The 18,627-nt window shown below is 72.1% G+C and carries 2 protein-coding genes; both read right to left on the bottom strand.

Features of this window, described 5'->3' with window-relative positions:
• Window positions 1-5: 5 nt before the first annotated feature.
• Window positions 6-13,937, bottom strand: coding sequence for an amino acid adenylation domain-containing protein (locus ACFWYS_RS04730; RefSeq protein ID WP_384763297.1), 13,932 nt, complete (start codon window positions 13,935-13,937; stop codon window positions 6-8).
• A gap of 38 nt (window positions 13,938-13,975) precedes the next feature.
• On the bottom strand, window positions 13,976-18,607 hold the full coding sequence (locus ACFWYS_RS04725) for an amino acid adenylation domain-containing protein (protein ID WP_384763295.1): 4,632 nt from the start codon (window positions 18,605-18,607) through the stop codon (window positions 13,976-13,978).
• Between the last annotated feature and the right edge of the window lie 20 nt (window positions 18,608-18,627).

The raw sequence follows: 18,627 nt of genomic DNA, 5'->3' as shown, positions 1-18,627 counted from the left end.
GCCGGCTAGGCCCGGTCGTCGGTGAACCCGGCTTCGAGTTCCTCGATCTGGCTCTGTGCCAGGTCGAGGAGGGGGAAGTCGGAAGGGGTGTGCCCTCCGGCGGCGGGGCCGGCGGTGTGGGCGGCGAGAGCGCTGAGCGTGTCCAGCCAGGCCTGCCCGATGCGGCGGGCGGCGGCGTCGTCGAGCACGCCGGCGGGCCAGCCGAGGGACAGGGTGAGCTCGGGTCCGTCAGCAGTGTCCACCACGACGGCGCCGGCCTCCAGCGCATGCGTGGACGGCATGTCGGGGTCGGCACCGCCACCGATCTCTCCGGTCAACTGCCAGTCGGTGGGCGCACCTTGGCGGGTGCCCGCGGTGAAGCGGCCCAGGTAGTTGAAGCCGATCTGGGGCGCCGGCAGGGCGTCCAGGGCCGGTCCGGTGTCCGGGTTGAGGTGGCGCAGCAGTCCGTGGCCGAGCCCGTCGCCGGGCACCGTCCGGGCCTGCTCCTTCACGGTCTTCAGCAGGGCTCCGCTCGACGGGCCCGCGGCGCGGGCGTCGTCCAGGTCGACCTCGCTCAGATCGAGGCGCACCGGGTGGGTACGGGTGAACCAGCCCACCGTGCGGGACAGGTCCACTCCGTCGACCGGTTCCCGGCCGTGGCCCTCGACGTCCACCAGCAGGACCCGGTCACCGTCCGCCCGGCCGTGCGCCACGGCCGCGGCGAGGCCCGCGAGGAGCACCTCGTGCACCCCGCAGTGGAACAGCGCGGGGGTGGCGGCGGTCAGGGTGGCCGCTTGTGGTGCGGGCACCGTCCAGGACGCGTGGCGCACGGTCGCCGCCGTGTCGACCGCCGGGTCAAGGGCGCGCTCACCGACGAGGGGTTCGGTGACGTCGAGGAGCCGCGTCCACTGGGGCAGTTCCGCGGTCCGGCCGGGTGCGAGGGCCTGCTCGGCCAGCATCGTCGCCCACCGCCGGAACGAGGTGACCGCCCGGTCGAGCAGGGGTTCCCGCCCGGCCGCAACAGCGCGGCACGCCTGGGCGAGGTCGGGCACGAGCACCCGCCAGGACACCCCGTCGACGGCGAGGTGATGGGCGGCGAGTACAACGCGTCCGCTCCGCGCGGGTCCGGCGTCCACCCAGACGGCTTGGACCATCACCCCGGCCGCGGGATCGAGCCGCTCGACGGCCTCGCGGCCCGCGCGGACCGCGATCGCGTCGAGGTCGTGCGGGGCCGCGTCGCTTGCGTCGACCCGGGCGACGAGCGCCTCCGCGTCCACGGCCTCGGCCTCGGCCTCGGCCTCGGGAACCATGAGCCGTCCGTCCTCGGTCACCCGGGCCCGCAGCATGTCGTGCGTGGCCGTCAGGGCGCCGGTTCCGGCCGCGAGGGTCTCGCGGGTGAGGTCCGGCGGTGCCCCGAGGACCACCCACTGCGCGAATCGGGGGCTGAGGGCGTGCTCGCCGAGTTCCCGCATCACCGGCGTCAACGGCACCTCGCCGACGGCGACATCCGCGCCGTCAGGACCTGTGGGACCGGTCGCGTCGGCGACGAGGGCGAGGCGTTCGGGAGTCTTCTCCTCGAAGACCTGACGTGGCGTCACCACCAGTCCGGCCTGCCGGGCCCGGGAGGACACCTGCATCGAAGAGATGGAGTCGCCGCCCAGCTCGAAGAAGCTGTCGTCGGCCCCGACCCGGTCCAGGCCGAGGACATCGGCGAACAGCTCGCACAGGACGGTCTCGGCAGGCGTACGCGGCTCGCGTCCCCGCGCCCTTCCGGCGAAGTCCGGCGCGGGCAGCGCGGCGCGGTCGAGCTTGCCGTTCGCGGTGCGGGGCAGGGCGTCGAGTGGCACGAAGGCGGTCGGCAGCATGTACTCGGGCAGACGGGCTGCCGCGAAGTCCCGTACCTCGGTGGCGAGTTCGTCGGTCCACGGCGTGCTCTGCGCGGTACGGTCCGGCGCGCTCCGCCCGGTGCCGCCCGGCTCGGCGGCCCGTGTCACGACGTAGGCGACGAGCCGCCGTTCGCCCGGACGGTCCTCGCGGGCCACGACGGCGGCCTGCGCCACCGCCGGATGCGCGGTCAGGGCGCTCTCCACCTCCGCGGGCTCGATGCGGTGCCCCCGCACCTTGACCTGGCCGTCCGCGCGGCCCGCGAAGACCAGTTCGCCGGTGTCAGTCCAGCGGGCGAGGTCACCGGTGCGGTACATCCGTTCGCCGGGCAGGAACGGGCAGGCGACGAAGCGCTCGGCGGTCGGTCCGGGCCGCCCGCCGTAACCGCGGGCCAGTCCCGGGCCGGCGACGTACAGTTCGCCTACCGCGCCCGCGGGCAGCGGCAGGAGGAAGGCGTCCAGGACGTAGACGCGTACGTTCGCCGGAGGGCGGCCGATGGGGACGGTGCCGGCGCCGGGGGCGAGCGGTTCACTCATCGCCGCGCACACGGTCACCTCGGTCGGGCCGTATGCGTTCACCATCCGCCGGTCTGCGGCCCACCGGTCCACGAGCGCGGGCGGACAGGCCTCGCCGGCCACCACCAGCGTCCTGAGGGAGGCGGGCAGGGTCTCCTCGGTGGCGAGCACGCCGGGCGGCACGGTGACGTGGGTCGCGCCCCACGCCCGTACGGCCTCGGCCAGCGTCACGTGCGGTGGCAGCCCGTCCTGGTCCGGCACCACGAGCGAGGCGCCGGACAGCAGGGCCATGCACAGTTCGGAGACGGCCGCATCGAAGCTCAGCGACGCGAACTGAAGGATCCGCGCGTCCGGTCGCACCGCGAACCGCTCGATCTGCGCCCGCGCCAGATCGGCGAGTCCCGCGTGGGTGACCACGACGCCCTTCGGGGTGCCGGTCGACCCGGAGGTGTAGATCACGTACGCGGCGTTCCCCGGGCGCGGGGCCGCGCTCCGCCGCCCGTCGTCGAGGGGGCCTCCGGCTCGGCGGGCCACGTCCGCGGCGACGTCCGAATCATCGAGGACCACGATCCGCCCCCGGAACCCGTCCGGCACCGCGCCCCGGGTCTGCCGTGTGCACACCACGGCCGCCGGGTCGGCGTCCCGCAGCAGGAACGCCACACGGTCCGCCGGGTGACCGGCGTCCACGGGGACGAAGGCGCCGCCCGCCATGGACACGGCGAGCACGGACACGACCATCGCCTCCGAGCGGGGCACCAGTACGGCCACGCGGACCTCCGGTCCCACACCGGCGTCGGTGAGGTGGCGGGCCAGGCGCCCGGCGGCCGTCTCCAGCTCCGTGTACGTCAGTGTCCGCTCGTCGGCATCGAGGCGGCCGTCCACGGGGCGCGGGGAGTCCGGCGCGTCCGTTGTTGCGGAAGCCGGAGTCGTCGCCGCGGAGCCACGCGACACCAACGCCACCGCGTCCGGCGAGCGCCGTACCTGACGCCGGAACAGCTCCGGCAGTGAGGCGGCCTCGACCGGCGCGCGCGTGCCGCTCCACGTGTCCACCACCAGCTCGCGCCGGGTCGGGCTCAGCACGCCGACCCCCGCGACGGGGACCTCCGGATCGGCCGTCAGCTGTTCGAGGACGTGCGAGAGCGAGGCGGTCACCTGCTCTGCCCACTCCTGCCCGAACACCTCGGGCCGGTAGATCAGTTCGCCGTGCAACCGGTCCCCCGGCACCGCGACGAGGGTGAGCGGGTAGTGCGCGGTGTCATCCGGTTTGCCCCCGGGGCGGATGGTCAGGGTGTCGGGTGCGGGCTCGGCCAGGCGGGGGCGCGGATAGTTCTCGTACACGAAGAGAGCGTCGAAGACCGTGCCCGGACCGGCGAGCTGCCTGATCTCGGGCACACCGATGTGCTGGTGTGCCATCAGCGCCACCTGCCGACGCTGGAGGTCGTCGAGGAGTTCGGCGACCGGCCGGTCACCGTCGATCCGCACGCGTACCGGCACCGTGTTGATGAAGAGCCCGACCATCGACTCCACGCGCGGCAGCTCCGCGGGCCGCCCCGCGACCGTGGCGCCGAACACCACGTCGGTCCGTCCGGCGAGCCGGGCGAGGACCAGCGCCCAGGCGCCCTCCACCACCGTGTTCACGGTCAGTCCGCGCTCACGCGCCAACTCGACCACCGCGCCCGTGAGTTCCTCCGTGTACTCGAAGGCCACCCGGGCCGGAACCGTCGGCACCCTGCCCTGTTCCCCGGGTGCCACGAGCGTCGGTTCGTCCGCTCCCTCGAACTCGGCCCGCCAGGCCTGCCGCGCCGCCTCCTTGTCCTGCGTGCCGAGCCAGGCCAGATACTCCCGGTACGAGGTCGCCGGGGGCAGTGCCCGCACGTCACCGCCTGCCTCGTACAGCGCGGACACCTCACCGATGAGCACCGGCAGGGACCAGCCGTCCGTGACGATGTGGTGGCTGGTGACGATCTGAACGTGGCGGTGCTCGCCGAGCCGCACGAGGGTCAGCCGCAGCAGCGGCGCCCGGGTCACGTCGAGGCGCCGCGAGCCCTCGTCCGACATCAGCCGGTCGAGTCCTGCCCGCGCCTCGGCCTCCGCCATTCCCGTCAAGTCGGCCTCGTGCCACGGCAGTTCCACGTCCCGGGCGATCACCTGGACCGCCTCGCCGGAGTCCTGCTGGTGGAAGCTCGCCCGCAGGATCGGATGCCGGTGCAGCACGGCCCGCCAGGAGTCCCGCAGCCGGTCCACGTCCAGGGGCCCGTCCAGGGCCAGGACCCGCCGCCCTTCGTAGAGGTCGGGGCTTTGGTCGTCGTACGCCGCGTGGAACAACAGCCCCTGCTGGAGCGGCGACAGGGACCAGACGTCCACCAGGCCGGGCACCCGGGCCTCGAATTCCTCCAGACTCCGCTGTGTCAGGTCGAGCAGGGGGAAGTCGGAGGGGGTGTACCCGCCGACGGCCGGATCGCCGACGTGGATCGCAAGGCCGGCGAGGGTGTCCCGCCAGATCCGGCCGAGGCCGTCCGCCTCCGCCTCGTCCAGGAGCGTCGTCGGCCAGCGGAGTGTGACGGTCAGGACCGGACCGTCCGGGGTGTCCTGGACGGTGGCGGCGGCTTCCAGGGTGTGCAGTGCGGGCATGTCCGGGCCGGCCGCGCCGCCGATCGCGGTCTGCCCCCTCAGCTGCCAGGGCTCGTCGGCGGTGGCCTGCTGCCGGCCGCTCGTGGCGAATCGGCCCAGGTAGTTGAAGCCGATCTGCGCGGTAGGCAGTTCGGACAGAACGAGGCTCGTCTGCGGGTTGAGGTACCGCAGCAGCCCGTAGCCCAGACCGTCACGGCCGGGAACGGACCGCACCTGCTCCTTGACCGCCTTCAGCAGCACACCGGCCGCCGGGCCGCCGTCCCGGACTTCCTCCAGGTCCACGCCGGTGACGTCCAGCCGCACCGGGTGGGTGCTGGTGAACCAGCCGACGGTGCGCGACAGATCCGTACCGGCGACGGGTTCGCGGCCGTGCCCCTCGACGTCGACCAGCACGCCGGTCGCGAACTCCGGACGCCGGCTCGCCACCGCACCCGCCAGCCCCGCCAACAGCACCTCGTGCACACCGCAGTGGAAGAGCGAGGGTGCCGTGTTCACCAGCTGGGCGGCTACCCGGGGCGGGAAGGTCCAGGACCGCTGCGTCATGGTGGCGGCGGTGTCCTGTGCAGGGTCCAACTCCCGGTTGCCAAACAGGGAGTCGGAGACGCGAACCAGCTCGGCCCAGGCATCCAGCCCACCGGTCAGTGCGGGGTCGGCGGCCCTCTCCGTCAGCAGCTCGGCCCAGCCGCGGAACGACGTTGCCACGGGGTCGAGTTCGGGCGTACGGCCTGCGGCTGCGGCCTCGCATGCGGACTGGAGGTCCGGCAGCAGGATCCGCCAGGACACCCCGTCCACCACGAGATGGTGCACCACGAGGACCAACCGGCCCACACGGGCAGGTCCGGCATCCACCCACACCGCCTGCACCATCACCCCGGCCGACGGATCCAGCCGCCGAACCGCCTCACGCACCGCACGACCCGCAACCTCATCCAGATCACCGGCCACCGCATCCCGCGCATCCACCCGGGTGACCAGCGCGTCCGCCGGACCTGGCCCGCCAACCACCAGGGTGGCTTCCTCGCCCACCCGCGCCCGCAGCACCGCATGCGTGTCCAGCACCGCACCCAGACCGGCCGCCAGCACCTCCAGCCCCAACTCGGGCGGCGCCGCGACCACGGCCCACTGCGCGAACTCCGGAGCAGCGGCATGCTCCCCCAGCGCCCGCATCACCGGCGTCCACGGCACCACACCCACACCCGAGTCGACCTCGACCGGGGCAGTGTCGTCGCTCGCCGTCGCCGCCACCGCCGCAAGCCCGGCCGGTGTCTCGTGCTCGAAGACGTCCTGCACCTTCAGCACCAGACCCGCACGCCGGGCGCGTGCCACCAACTGCATCGACATGATCGAGTCGCCACCCAGCTCGAAGAAGCTGTCGTCGACCCCGACCCGCTCCAACCCCAACAACTCGGCGAACGCCGTGCACAAGAGCACCTCAGCCTCCGACCCCGGCTCCCGACCGGAGACCCGGCCCGCGAAATCCGGCGCCGGCAACGCCGCCCGATCCACCTTCCCGTGCCGCGTCACCGGCAGCGCGTCGAGTGCGAGGACGGCCGCGGGGACCATGTAGTCCGGCAGCCGTGTGGCGACATACGCGCGCACATCTTCGACCTCCACGCCGTCCGGGCCCTCGGGTACCACGTAGCCGATCAGGCGCCGCTCACCCGGCCGCTCCTGCGGAGCCGTCACCACGGCCTGGGCCACCGACGGATGCGCGGCCAGGGCCGCCTCCACCTCGCCCAGCTCCACCCGGAACCCACGGATCTTCACCTGCGCATCCGCACGCCCGACGAACACCAGCGCACCCTCGTCCGTCCACCGCACCAGGTCGCCCGTCCGGTACATCCGCTCACCCGGAACGAACGGACACGCCACAAACCGCTCCGCCGACAGCCCCGCCTGACCCCAATAGCCCAGCGCCAGACCCTCACCCGCCACATACAACTCACCGGCCACACCTGGCGGCACCGGCTGAAGGAAGGCATCCAGCACATAGGTCCGGCGCGCGGGCAGCGGACGTCCGATCGGCAGCGGTGAGCCGGAGTGGTCCCCGGGGCGTATCAGATACCACGTCGCGCAGAGCGTGGTTTCGGTCGGCCCGTACAAATGCCGCACCGTCACCTCCGGGCACGACTCCCGCACCCGCGCCACCGACCCGGCAGGCACCACGTCCCCACCCGTCAACACCTCACGCAACCCCGCAAAACACTCCGGCGCCTCCCCCGCCAGCACCCGGAACGACCCCGCCGTCACATGAAGCGAACTCACGCCCTCGGCCGCAAAGGCCCGCACCTGCCCGGCATCCACCACACCCGGCCCGGCAAGCACCACCCTGGCGCCCGCAGCCAACGGCACCCACAACTCGAACAACGACACATCAAACGCATGCGGCGCATGCATCAACACCGCATCCCCCGCACCCACACGCCACTCACGCTCACCCACCAGCGCCGCCACACTCCCGTGCGGCACCGCCACACCCTTCGGCACCCCCGACGACCCCGACGTATACATCACATACGCCACATCACCCGCGGCCACGGGCACACGGCACTCATCGGCACACCCCGCCAACTCGGCCGCCGTGGCGGGGGCGTCCACCACCACGACGCGTGCGGCGGCGTCCCCCGGAACGACCACCCGGGTCGACTCCGAGCACACCACCACCGCCGGAGCACAATCCCCCAACACCAGCGACACCCGCTCGGCCGGAGACCCGGCATCCACGGGAACGTACGCCGCCCCCGCACGCCACACCCCCAACAGCACGGTCACCAGATCCACGGACCGCTCCATCACCACCGCGACCCGATCACCACGGCCCACCCCCGCACCCACCAGATACGAGGCCACACGACCCGACGCCGCCCACAACTCCCCATACGACAGCGACCGATCACCTTCCACAACCGCAACCGCACCCGCCGCCACCCGCACCCGCTCCGCAACCAACTCCGGCACGGAACCCTTCGCAACCCCGTTCCCCACCGCGCTCGACCCGTCCAGCACGGCCGCACGCTCCACCGCGTCCAGCACACCCACCCGGCCCACCGGCGCGAGCGGGTTCCGCAACATCTCCTCCAGGACCCACGCAACGCGCCGGGCGATCAGGCCGGCCTGTCGCCGGTCGAAGAGGCCCGGCCGGTAAGTCACCACCACGCGGAGCCGGTCGGTGGGGACGATGCCCACCGCCAGCGGGTAATGGGTGCCCGCCACGGTGTGGAGCCGGGTGATCGTCACGTCGTCGTCGGCCGACCGACCGGATCCGGCGAGCGCGACGGATCCGCGCGGGTAGTTCTCGAACATCAGCATGGTGTCGAACGTCGTGCCGGGACCGGCAAGTTGCTGGATGCCCGGCAGGCCGAGGTGCTGATGGTCGATCAGTGCCGCCTGGTGTTCCTGGAGTTCGGCGAGCATCCCCACCAGCGGCCGGTCGGCGTCGAGCCGTACGCGTACGGGGAGCGTGTTGATGAACAGGCCCACCATCGACTCCACGCCCGGCAGCTCCGCCGGGCGACCCGCCACCGTGCCGCCGAAGACGACATCCGTACGGCCGGACAGCCTGGCCAGCACCAGCGCCCACGCGCCCTGCACCACGGTGTTCAGCGTCAGTCCCTGCGAGCGCGCCCATTCGGTGAGCTCCGCGGTCCGCTCCAGGGACAGTTCCTCCCAGACCACGTCCGACGTCGTCGGCGTGCTCCCCGCCGCGGTGGGGGCGACCAACGTCGGCTCTTCCGCTCCGGCCAGTTCCTTGCGCCATGCGGTGCGCGCGGCCTCCTTGTCCTGGCGGCCGATCCACACCAGGTAGTCCCGGTAGGAAGCCGCCCGCTTCAGGGTGGGGGCGTCACGGCCGTCGGCGTAGACGGCGGACACCTCGTTGAGGACGATCGGCATCGACCAGCCGTCCAGCAGGATGTGGTGGCAGGTGATGGCGAGCCGGTGCCGGTTCTCGCCCAGCCGGACCAGCAGCAGACGCAGAAGCGGCGGTTCGGTCAGGTCGAAGCGTCGGGCGAGGTCGCTCCCGGCCAGCCGTTTGGCCTCGGCAAGGGCGTCGGTCTCCGGCAGCGCGGAGAGGTCGGCCTCGTGCCACGGCAGCTCCACGTTCCGGGCGACGACCTGGACGGCCTCACCGGAGTCCTGCTCGTGGAAGCCGGCCCGTAGGACCGGGTGCCGGGCGAGTACCGCCTCCCACGACGCCCGCAGGCGTGCCGCGTCGAGTGGGCCGTCGAGGGCCAGCAGACGCTGCGTCTGGTAGACGTCCGGACCCTCGTCGTCGAAGGCGGCGTGGAAGAGCATGCCTTCTTGCAGCGGTGACAGTGGCCAGATGTCGGCCAGGTCGGGCACCCGGGCTTCCAGTTCGGCCACGGTGTGCGGTGTGAGGCGGACGAGGGGAAAGTCGGAGGGGGTGTGACCGCCCGCGGCGGGGCCGGCCGTGTGCGCGGCCAGCGAGCTCAGCACACGTATCCACGCCTGTCCCAGCTCCTGCGCCGCCGCCTCGTCGAGCAGACCGCCCGGCCAGCTGAGGGTGATGGCCAACTCCGGCCCGTCGGCACGGTCTTGTACCGCCGCGGCGGCTTCCAGGGAGTGCAGGGCGGGCGTCCGAGGTGCGACCGAGCCGCCGATCGCGGTCTGCCCCCTCAGCTGCCAGGGCCCGTCGGCGGTGGGCTGCTGCGGGCCGCCCGTGGTGAAACGGCCCAAGTAGTTGAAGCCGATCTGCGGGGTCGGCAGCCCCGCCATGACCGAGCTTGTCTGTGGGTTGAGGTGTCGCAGGAGTCCGTGGCCCAGGGCGTCACCGCCGGGTATCGAGCGCATCTGCTCCTTGACGGTCTTCAGCAGTGCACCGGCCGCCGGGCCACCGTCCAGGGCCTGTTCCAGGTCTACGCCGGTGACGTCCAGCCGCACCGGATGGGTGCTGGTGAACCAGCCGACCGTGCGCGACAGATCCGTACCGGCGACCGGTTCGCGGCCGTGCCCCTCGACGTCGACCAGCACGCCGGCCGCGGTCTGCGGCCGCCAGTGCGCCACCGCACCGGCCAGTGCGGCGAGCAGCACCTCGTGCACACCGCAGTGGAAGAGCGTCGGCATCACATTGACCAACTGGGCCGCATCCCGCGCCGGGACGGTCCAGGAGCGGTGCGTCATGGTCCCGGCCGTGTCCACGGCAGGGTCCAACTCCCGTTTCCCCAGTACGACATCGGGGACCTGCGACAGCTCTGCCCAGGCGTCCGACTGCGCGACTCGGCTGTCCGAGGTGGCCTGGTCGGTCAGGAGGTCGGCCCACTGCTTGAACGACGTCGCCACGGGGTCGAGTTCGGGCGTACGGCCTGCGGCTGCGGCCTCGCAGGCGGACTGGAGGTCCGGCAGCAGGATCCGCCAGGACACCCCGTCCACCACGAGATGGTGCACCACGAGGACCAACCGGCCCACACGGGCAGGCCCGGCATCCACCCACACCGCCTGCACCATCACCCCGGCCGACGGATCCAGCCGCCGAACCGCCTCACGCGCCGCACGACCCGCAACCTCGTCCAGATCACCGGCCACCGCATCCCGCACATCCACCCGGGTGACGAGCACATCCGCCCCTGCGGAGCCCGACTCGCCGACGACCAAAGTGAACGCCTCGCCCACCCGCGCCCGCAGCACCGCATGCGTGTCCAGCACGACACCCAGACCGGCCGCCAGCACCTCCAGCCCCAACCCCGGCGGCGCCCCCACCACCGCCCACTGCGCGAACTCCGGAGCAGCGGCGTACTCCCCCAGCGCCCGCATCACCGGCGTCCACGGCACCACACCCACACCCGAGTCGGCCACGACACCACTGCCGTCTGCCACCTCGGCGATCGCCGCAAGCCCGGCCGGCGTCTCGTGCTCGAAGACGTCCTGCACCTTCAGCACCAGACCCGCACGCTGAACCCGCGCCACCAACTGCATCGACATGATCGAGTCGCCACCCAGCTCGAAGAAGCTGTCGTCGGCCCCGACCCGCTCCAACCCCAGCAACTCGGCGAACGCCGTGCACAAGAGCACCTCAGCCTCCGACTCCGGCTCCCGACCGGAGACCCGGCCCGCGAAATCCGGCGCCGGCAACGCCCCGCGATCCACCTTCCCGTGCCGCGTCACCGGCAAGACGTCCAGCGCGAGGACGGCTGCGGGGACCATGTAGTCGGGCAGGCGTATGGCTGCGTGGATGCGCACGTCGTCGGCATCCACACCATCCGGCCCCTCGGGCACGACGTATCCGACGAGACGGCGTTCTCCGGGGTTGTCCTCACGAACGGTGACCACGGCCTGGGCCACCGAGGGATGCGCGGCGAGCGCCGCCTCCACCTCGCCCAGCTCCACCCGGAACCCACGGACCTTCACCTGCGCATCCGCACGCCCGACAAAGACCAGCGCGCCGCCATCGCTCCACCGCACCAGGTCACCGGTCCGGTACATCCGCTCACCCGGCACGAACGGACACGCCACAAACCGCTCCGCCGACAGACCAGGCTGCGCCCAGTAACCCAGCGCCAGGCCGGAGCCAGCGACATACAACTCACCAGTCACTCCGGGCGGCACCGGCTGAAGGAAGGCATCCAGCACATAGGTCCGGCGCGCGGGCAGCGGACGTCCGATCGGCAGCGGTGAGCCGGAGTGGTCCCCGGGGCGTATCAGATACCACGTCGCGCAGAGCGTGGTTTCGGTCGGCCCGTACAAATGCCGCACCGTCACCTCCGGGCACGACTCCCGCACCCGCGCCACCGACCCGGCAGGCACCACATCCCCGCCCGTCAACACCTCACGCAACCCCGCAAAACACTCCGGCGCCTCCCCCGCCAGCACCCGGAACGACCCCGCCGTCACATGAACCGACGACACACCACCAGCCACGAACGCACGCACCTGCGCCGCATCCACCACACCCAGCCCGGCGACCACCACCCTGGCGCCCGCAGCCAACGGCACCCACAACTCAAACAACGACACATCAAACGCATGCGGCGCATGCATCAACACCGCATCCCCCGCACCCACACGCCACTCACGCTCACCCACCAGCGCCGCCACACTCCCGTGCGGCACGGCCACACCCTTCGGCACCCCCGACGACCCCGACGTATACATCACATACGCCACATCACCCGCGGCCACCGGGACCCGGCATTCTTCGGCACACCCCGCCAACTCGACCGCCGTGGCAGGCTCGTCCACGACCACGACCTGCGCGGCGACATCCTCGGGCACCACCGCACGCGTCGCCTCCGCACACACCACCACCGCCGGAGCACAGTCCCCCAGGATCAGCGACACCCGCTCAGCGGGAGAACCGGCATCCACCGGCACGTACGCCGCCCCCGCACGCCACACCCCCAACAGCACCGCCACCAGATCCATGGACCGGTCCATCACCACCGCGACCCGATCACCACGCCCCACGCCCGCAGCCACCAGATACGAGGCCACACGCCCCGACGCCGCCCACAACTCCCCATACGACAGCGACCGATCACCCTCCACCACCGCAACCGCACCCGCCGCCACCCGCACCCGCTCCGCAACCAACTCCGGCACGGAACCCTTCGCAATCCCATTCGCCGCCGCGCTCGACCCGTCCAGCACGGCCGCACGCTCCACCGCACCCAGCACACCCACCCGGCCCACCAGCACCGAGGGATCCCCGACCACCTGCTCAAGGACCGCGAAAAACCTGGTGAACACCGACTCGGCGGTGTCGCGGTCGAACAGGTCCGGTCGGTAGTCGAGCTTGCAGCGCATCGGAGTACCCGGGGACACGACGAGCGTGTAGGGGTAGTGCGCTGTCTCCTCGCCCGCGATGACCCGTAGGTCGAAGGTGTCCTGGGTGGATGCCCGGGCCGGGGTGCGCGGGTAGTTCTCGTAGACGAGGAGCGTGTCGAAGGTCGCTCCGGGCCCGGTGAGTTGCTGGATCTCAGACAGGCCGAGGTGCTGATGGCCGATGAGATTCTTCTGTCGCTCCTGGAGTTCGGCGAGCATCCGCACCACTGGCTGCGCCCCGTCGAGACGCACCCGCACAGGCATGGTGTTGATGAACAGACCGACCATCGACTCCACGCCCGGCAGCTCCGCCGGGCGACCCGCCACCGTGCCGCCGAAGACAACATCCGTACGGCCGGACAGCCTGGCCAGCACCAGCGCCCAGGCACCCTGGACCACCGTGTTCACGGTCAGGCCGTGCCGACGGGCGAAGGACGTCACGTCCTCGGCCAGGCGTGCGGGCACCTCGCGGGTGAGGATCTCCGGCGCCACGGGTGCCCGTCCCGGGGCGGCCGTGGCCACGAGTGTAGGTTCCTCCGCGCCGGCCAGTTCCTCCTGCCAGGCGTCGCGTGCCGCGTTCTTGTCCTGGCGGCCGATCCACACCAGGTAGTCCCGGTACGAGACGGGCGCCGGCAGAACCGCGGTGTCGCCGTCGGCCGCGTACAGCTCCCTCAGTTCCCTGAGCAGCACGGGCAGGGACCAGCCGTCCATGAGGACGTGGTGGCTGGTGAACACCAGACGGTGCCGCCTCTCGTCCAGCCTGATCAGCAGCAGCCGCAGCAGCGGCGGCACCGCGAGCTGGAACCGCTCCGACCGCTCGGCCTCGGCCAGTTTGTCCAGACCGGCCGCGACCTCGGCCTCGGGGAGCCCGGAGAGGTCGGCCTCCCGCCACGGCAGCACGACGTCCCGGGCGATGACCTGCATGGCCTGTCCCGACTTGCGCCGCCGGAAGCCCGCACGTAGCGCCGGGTGCCGGGCCAGGAGCCTCTCCCATGCCGTCCGCAGCCGCCCGGCGTCCAGCGGTCCGGTCAGGTCGAGCAGCCGCTGCCCCTGGTAGACGTCGGGTCCCTGGTCATCGAAGGCGGCGTGGAACAACAGCCCCTCCTGAAGCGGAGACAGGGGCCACACGTCCTCGACTGCGGTTCGGGTCATCGCTTCTCTCCTCAAGGAACTCAAGGCGTGGTGTCCGGTCAGGAGACGCCGCCGGTGAATCCGGCTTCGAGTTCGTCCACCTCGTCCTGCGCGAGGTCGACCAGCGGGAAGTCGGAGGACGTGTGACCGCCCGCGGCGGGGCCGCCCGTGTGCGCGGCGAGCCCGGCGAGCTGGGCCAGCCATGCCCGGCCCAGTTCCTCGACCGCCTTCTCGTCCAGGAGCGTCGTCGGCCGGCTCAGCGTGAGCTTCAGCTCGGGGCCGTCGGCACCGTCGTGTACGACGGCGGCGGCCTCCAGGGTGTGCAGGGCGGGCATCTGCGGTGCGGCCGAACCGCCCATCGCGTTCGGCCCGCTCAGCTGCCAGGCCTCCACCCCGCCCTCGACCGCCCGTCCCGCAGTGAAACGGCCCAGGTAGTTGAAGCCGATCTGCGGAACCGGCAGCTCCGAAAGGACCGCGCCTGTCTGCGGGTTGAGGTGCCGCAGCAGCCCGTAGCCCAGACCGTCACCGCCGGGCACGGACCGCACTTGCTCCTTGACGGCCTTCAGCAGCAGGCCGGCCGCCGAACCACCGTCCAGGACCTCTTCCAGGTCCACGCCGGTGACGTCCAGCCGCACCGGATGGGTGCTGGTGAACCAGCCGACCGTGCGCGACAGATCCGTACCGGCGACAGGTTCGCGGCCGTGCCCCTCGACGTCGACGAGCACCCCGCCCGCAAACCCCGGACACCGGCCCGCCACCGCACCCGCCAGCGCGGCGAGCAGCACCTCGTGCGCACCACAGTGGAAGAGCGCCGGTGTCTCGACGACGAGTGTGCCCGCCTGGGCCGGGGGCACGGCCCAGGTCCGGTGGACCAGGTTCGACACCGTGTCGCGTTGCGGGTCGAACTCGCTTGTTCCCAGGGGTGGTTCAGCGTCGACGAGCTCGTCGGTCCAGTGCTCCAGCTCGGACACACGGCCGTCCGAGGTGGCCTGGTCGGTCAGGAGGTCGGCCCATTGCTTGAACGACGTCGCCACGGGGTCGAGTTCGGGCGTACGGCCTGCGGCTGCGGCCTCGCATGCGGACTGGAGGTCCGGCAGCAGGATCCGCCAGGACACCCCGTCCACCACCAGGTGGTGCACCACGAGGACCAACCGGCCCACACGGGCAGGCCCGGCATCCACCCACACCGCCTGCACCATCACTCCGGCCGACGGATCCAGCCGCCGAACCGCCTCACGCGCCGCCCGGCCCGCAACCTCGTCCAGATCACCGGCCGCCGCATCCCGCGCATCCACCCGGGTGACCAGCGCATCCGCCCCTGCGGAGCCCGACTCGCCGACGACCAAAGTGAACGCCTCGCCCACTCGCGCCCGCAGCACCGCATGCGTGTCCAGCACGACACCCAGACCGGCCGCCAGCACCTCCAGCCCCAACCCCGGCGGCGCTCCCACCACCGCCCACTGCGCGAACTCCGGAGCAGCGGCATGCTCCCCCAGCGCCCGCATCACCGGCGTCCACGGCACCACACCCACACCCGAGTCGGCCACGACACCACTGCCGTCTGCCACCTCGGCGATCGCCGCAAGCCCGGCCGGCGTCTCGTGCTCGAAGACGTCCTGCACCTTCAGCACCAGACCCGCACGCTGAACCCGCGCCACCAACTGCATCGACATGATCGAGTCGCCACCCAGCTCGAAGAAGCTGTCGTCGACCCCGACCCGCTCCAACCCCAACAACTCGGCGAACGCCGTGCACAAGAGCACCTCAGCCTCCGACCCCGGCTCCCGACCGGAGACCCGGCCCGCGAAATCCGGCGCCGGCAACGCCCCGCGATCCACCTTCCCGTGCCGCGTCACCGGCAAGACGTCCAGCACCACCACGACGGCCGGCACCAGGTACTCCGGCAGCACGCGGGCCACGTACTCCCGCACCTGCCGGCCGTCCACCTCCGCCCCATCGGGCACCACGTAACCGATCAGACGCCGCTCACTCGGCCGCTCCTGCGGAGCCGTCACCACGGCCTGGGCCACCGAGGGATGCGCGGCGAGGGCCGCCTCCACCTCGCCCAGCTCCACCCGGAACCCACGGATCTTCACCTGCGCATCCGCACGCCCGACAAAGACCAGCGCACCCTCGTCCGTCCACCGCACCAGGTCACCGGTCCGGTACATCCGCTCACCCGGCACAAACGGACACGCCACAAACCGCTCCGCCGACAGACCAGGCTGCGCCCAGTAACCCAGCGCCAGGCCCTCACCCGCCACATACAACTCACCGGCCACACCCGGCGGCACCGGCTGTAGAAAGGCATCCAGCACATACACCTGCCGGCACGGCAGCGGACGCCCGATGGGCAGTACGGAGCCCACGGCCTCGCCGGGCCGCCAGATCCGCCAGGTCGCGCAGAGCGTGGTCTCGGTGGGCCCGTACAAATGCCGGACCGTCACCTCCGGGCACGCCTCCCGCACCCGCGCCACCGACGCGGCAGGCACCACATCCCCGCCCGTCAGCACCTCACGCAACCCCGCAAAACACTCCGGCGCCTCCCCCGCCAGCACCCGGAACGACCCCGCCGTCACATGAACCGAACTCACGCCCTCGGCCGCAAAGGCCCGCACCTGCCCGGCATCCACCACACCCGGCCCGGCAAGCACCACCCTGGCGCCCGCAGCCAACGGCACCCACAACTCGAACAACGACACATCAAACGCATGCGGCGCATGCATCAACACCGCATCCCCCGCACCCACACACCACTCACGCTCACCCACCAACGCCGCCACACTCCCGTGCGGCACCGCCACACCCTTCGGCACCCCCGACGACCCCGACGTGTACATCACATACGCCACATCAGCCGGACCGACCCGAACCACGGACGGCTCTCCACAGGCGGCCAACTCGCCCACAACACCCGGCTCATCCACCACCACAACCCGCACACCAGCACCCTCCGGCACCAACGCACGCGTCGCCTCCGCACACACCACCGCCGCCGGAGCACAATCCCCCAACACCAGCGACACCCGCTCAGCGGGAGAACCCGCGTCCACCGGCACGTACGCCGCCCCGGCACGCCACACCCCCAACAGCGCCACGACCAAATCCACGGACCGCTCCATCACCACCGCGACCCGATCACCGCGCCGCACCCCCGCACGCCCCACCAGATACGAGGCCACACGACCCGACGCCGCCCACAACTCCCCATACGACAACGACCGGTCATCGCCCCCCATCACCGCAACCGCACCCGGCGCCACCCGCACCCGCTCCGCGATCAACTCCGGGACCAGCCCATCCGGAACCCCACCCGCGGTAGCCCCCCAGCCCTCCAGCACCAGACCCCGCTCGGGACCGGTCAGCACACCCAGCCGACCCACCGGCACCGACGGCTCCCCGACCACCTGCTCCAGAACTCGCGCCAGGACGCCGCCCAGTGCCTCGCCGAGTTGCTCGTCGATGCGGTCGGGGTGGTAGGTCACGTCCACGCGGAGGCGTTCGTCGGGGGCGATGCCGATGGACAGGGGGTAGTGGGTGGCCTGGCGGGCTTCCACGGTGGAGAAGGTGAGGGTGTCGGGGGCGGGCGACCGCCGGTCGGTGCGCGGGTAGTTCTCGTAGACGAGGAGCGTGTCGAAGGTCGCTCCGGGGCCGGCCGCGCTCTGGATGCTCGCGAGGCCGAGATGCTGATGCGGCATCAGGGACGTGTGATGTTGCTGGAGTTCGGCGAGCATCCGCAGCACCGGCTGCGTACCGTCCAGCCTCACCCGCACCGGGACGGTGTTGATGAACAGGCCGATCGCGGTGTCGGCGCCGGGCAGTTCCGGGGGGCGGCCCGCGACGGTCGCGCCGAAGACCACGTCCGTGCGGCCGGACAGGCGGGCCAGCACCAGCGCCCAGGCGCCCTGGACGACGGTGTTCAGGGTGAGGCCGTGGGTGCGTGCCAGGTCGGTGAGCGCGGTGGTCGTCTCCGGGGAGAGGTGGACGGACCGGCGCCTCGGCGCGGGCCGCTCACCGGCACCGTCGGGTGACGGGGGCATTGCCGTCGCCGTGGCGACGAGCGTGGGCTCCTCGGCGCCGGCGAGCTCGGTGCGCCATGCGGCTCGGGCAGCCTCCTTGTCCTGACGAGCCAGCCATGCCAGGTGCTCGCGGTACGACGTGACCGGCGCGAGGGACGACACGTCGCCGTTCGCCTCGTAGACCGTGGTGAGTTCGCCCAGCAGGACGGGCAGGGACCAGCCGTCGAGCAGGATGTGATGGCTGGTCAGGACGAGGCGGTGGCGGCCTGCTCCGAGACGTACCAGAAGGAGGCGCAGCAGCGGAGCCACCGCCGGGTCGATCCTTCGGGCCCGCTCGGCGCGCACGAGCCGGTCCAGTTCGGCGTGTGCGGCGGTGTCCGTGTGGTCCGAGAGGTCGGCCTCGGTCCAGGGCAGGGTGACCTTGCGCATGATGAGCTGCACGGCTTCGCCGGAGGCGCGCCGGTGGAAGCTCGCCCGGAGGGCGGGGTGGCGGGCGAGGAGAGCCTGCCACGAGGTCCGCAGCCGTGCGGCGTCCAGCGGGCCGTCGACGGACAGGACGGACTGCACGGTGTAGGTGTCGGGGCTGTCCCCGCCGTCGAGGTCTGCGTGGAACAACAGGCCTTCCTGCAGCGGTGACAGCGGCCATACCTCCGCGAGGGCTGATCCCTGCACGGGGGATCCCTGACCGGCGG

The organism is Streptomyces sp. NPDC059010 (genome assembly GCF_042740355.1).
In the GTDB taxonomy this organism is placed as follows: Bacteria; Actinomycetota; Actinomycetes; order Streptomycetales; family Streptomycetaceae; genus Streptomyces.
This window is presented reverse-complemented; position numbering and strand designations above follow the sequence as displayed.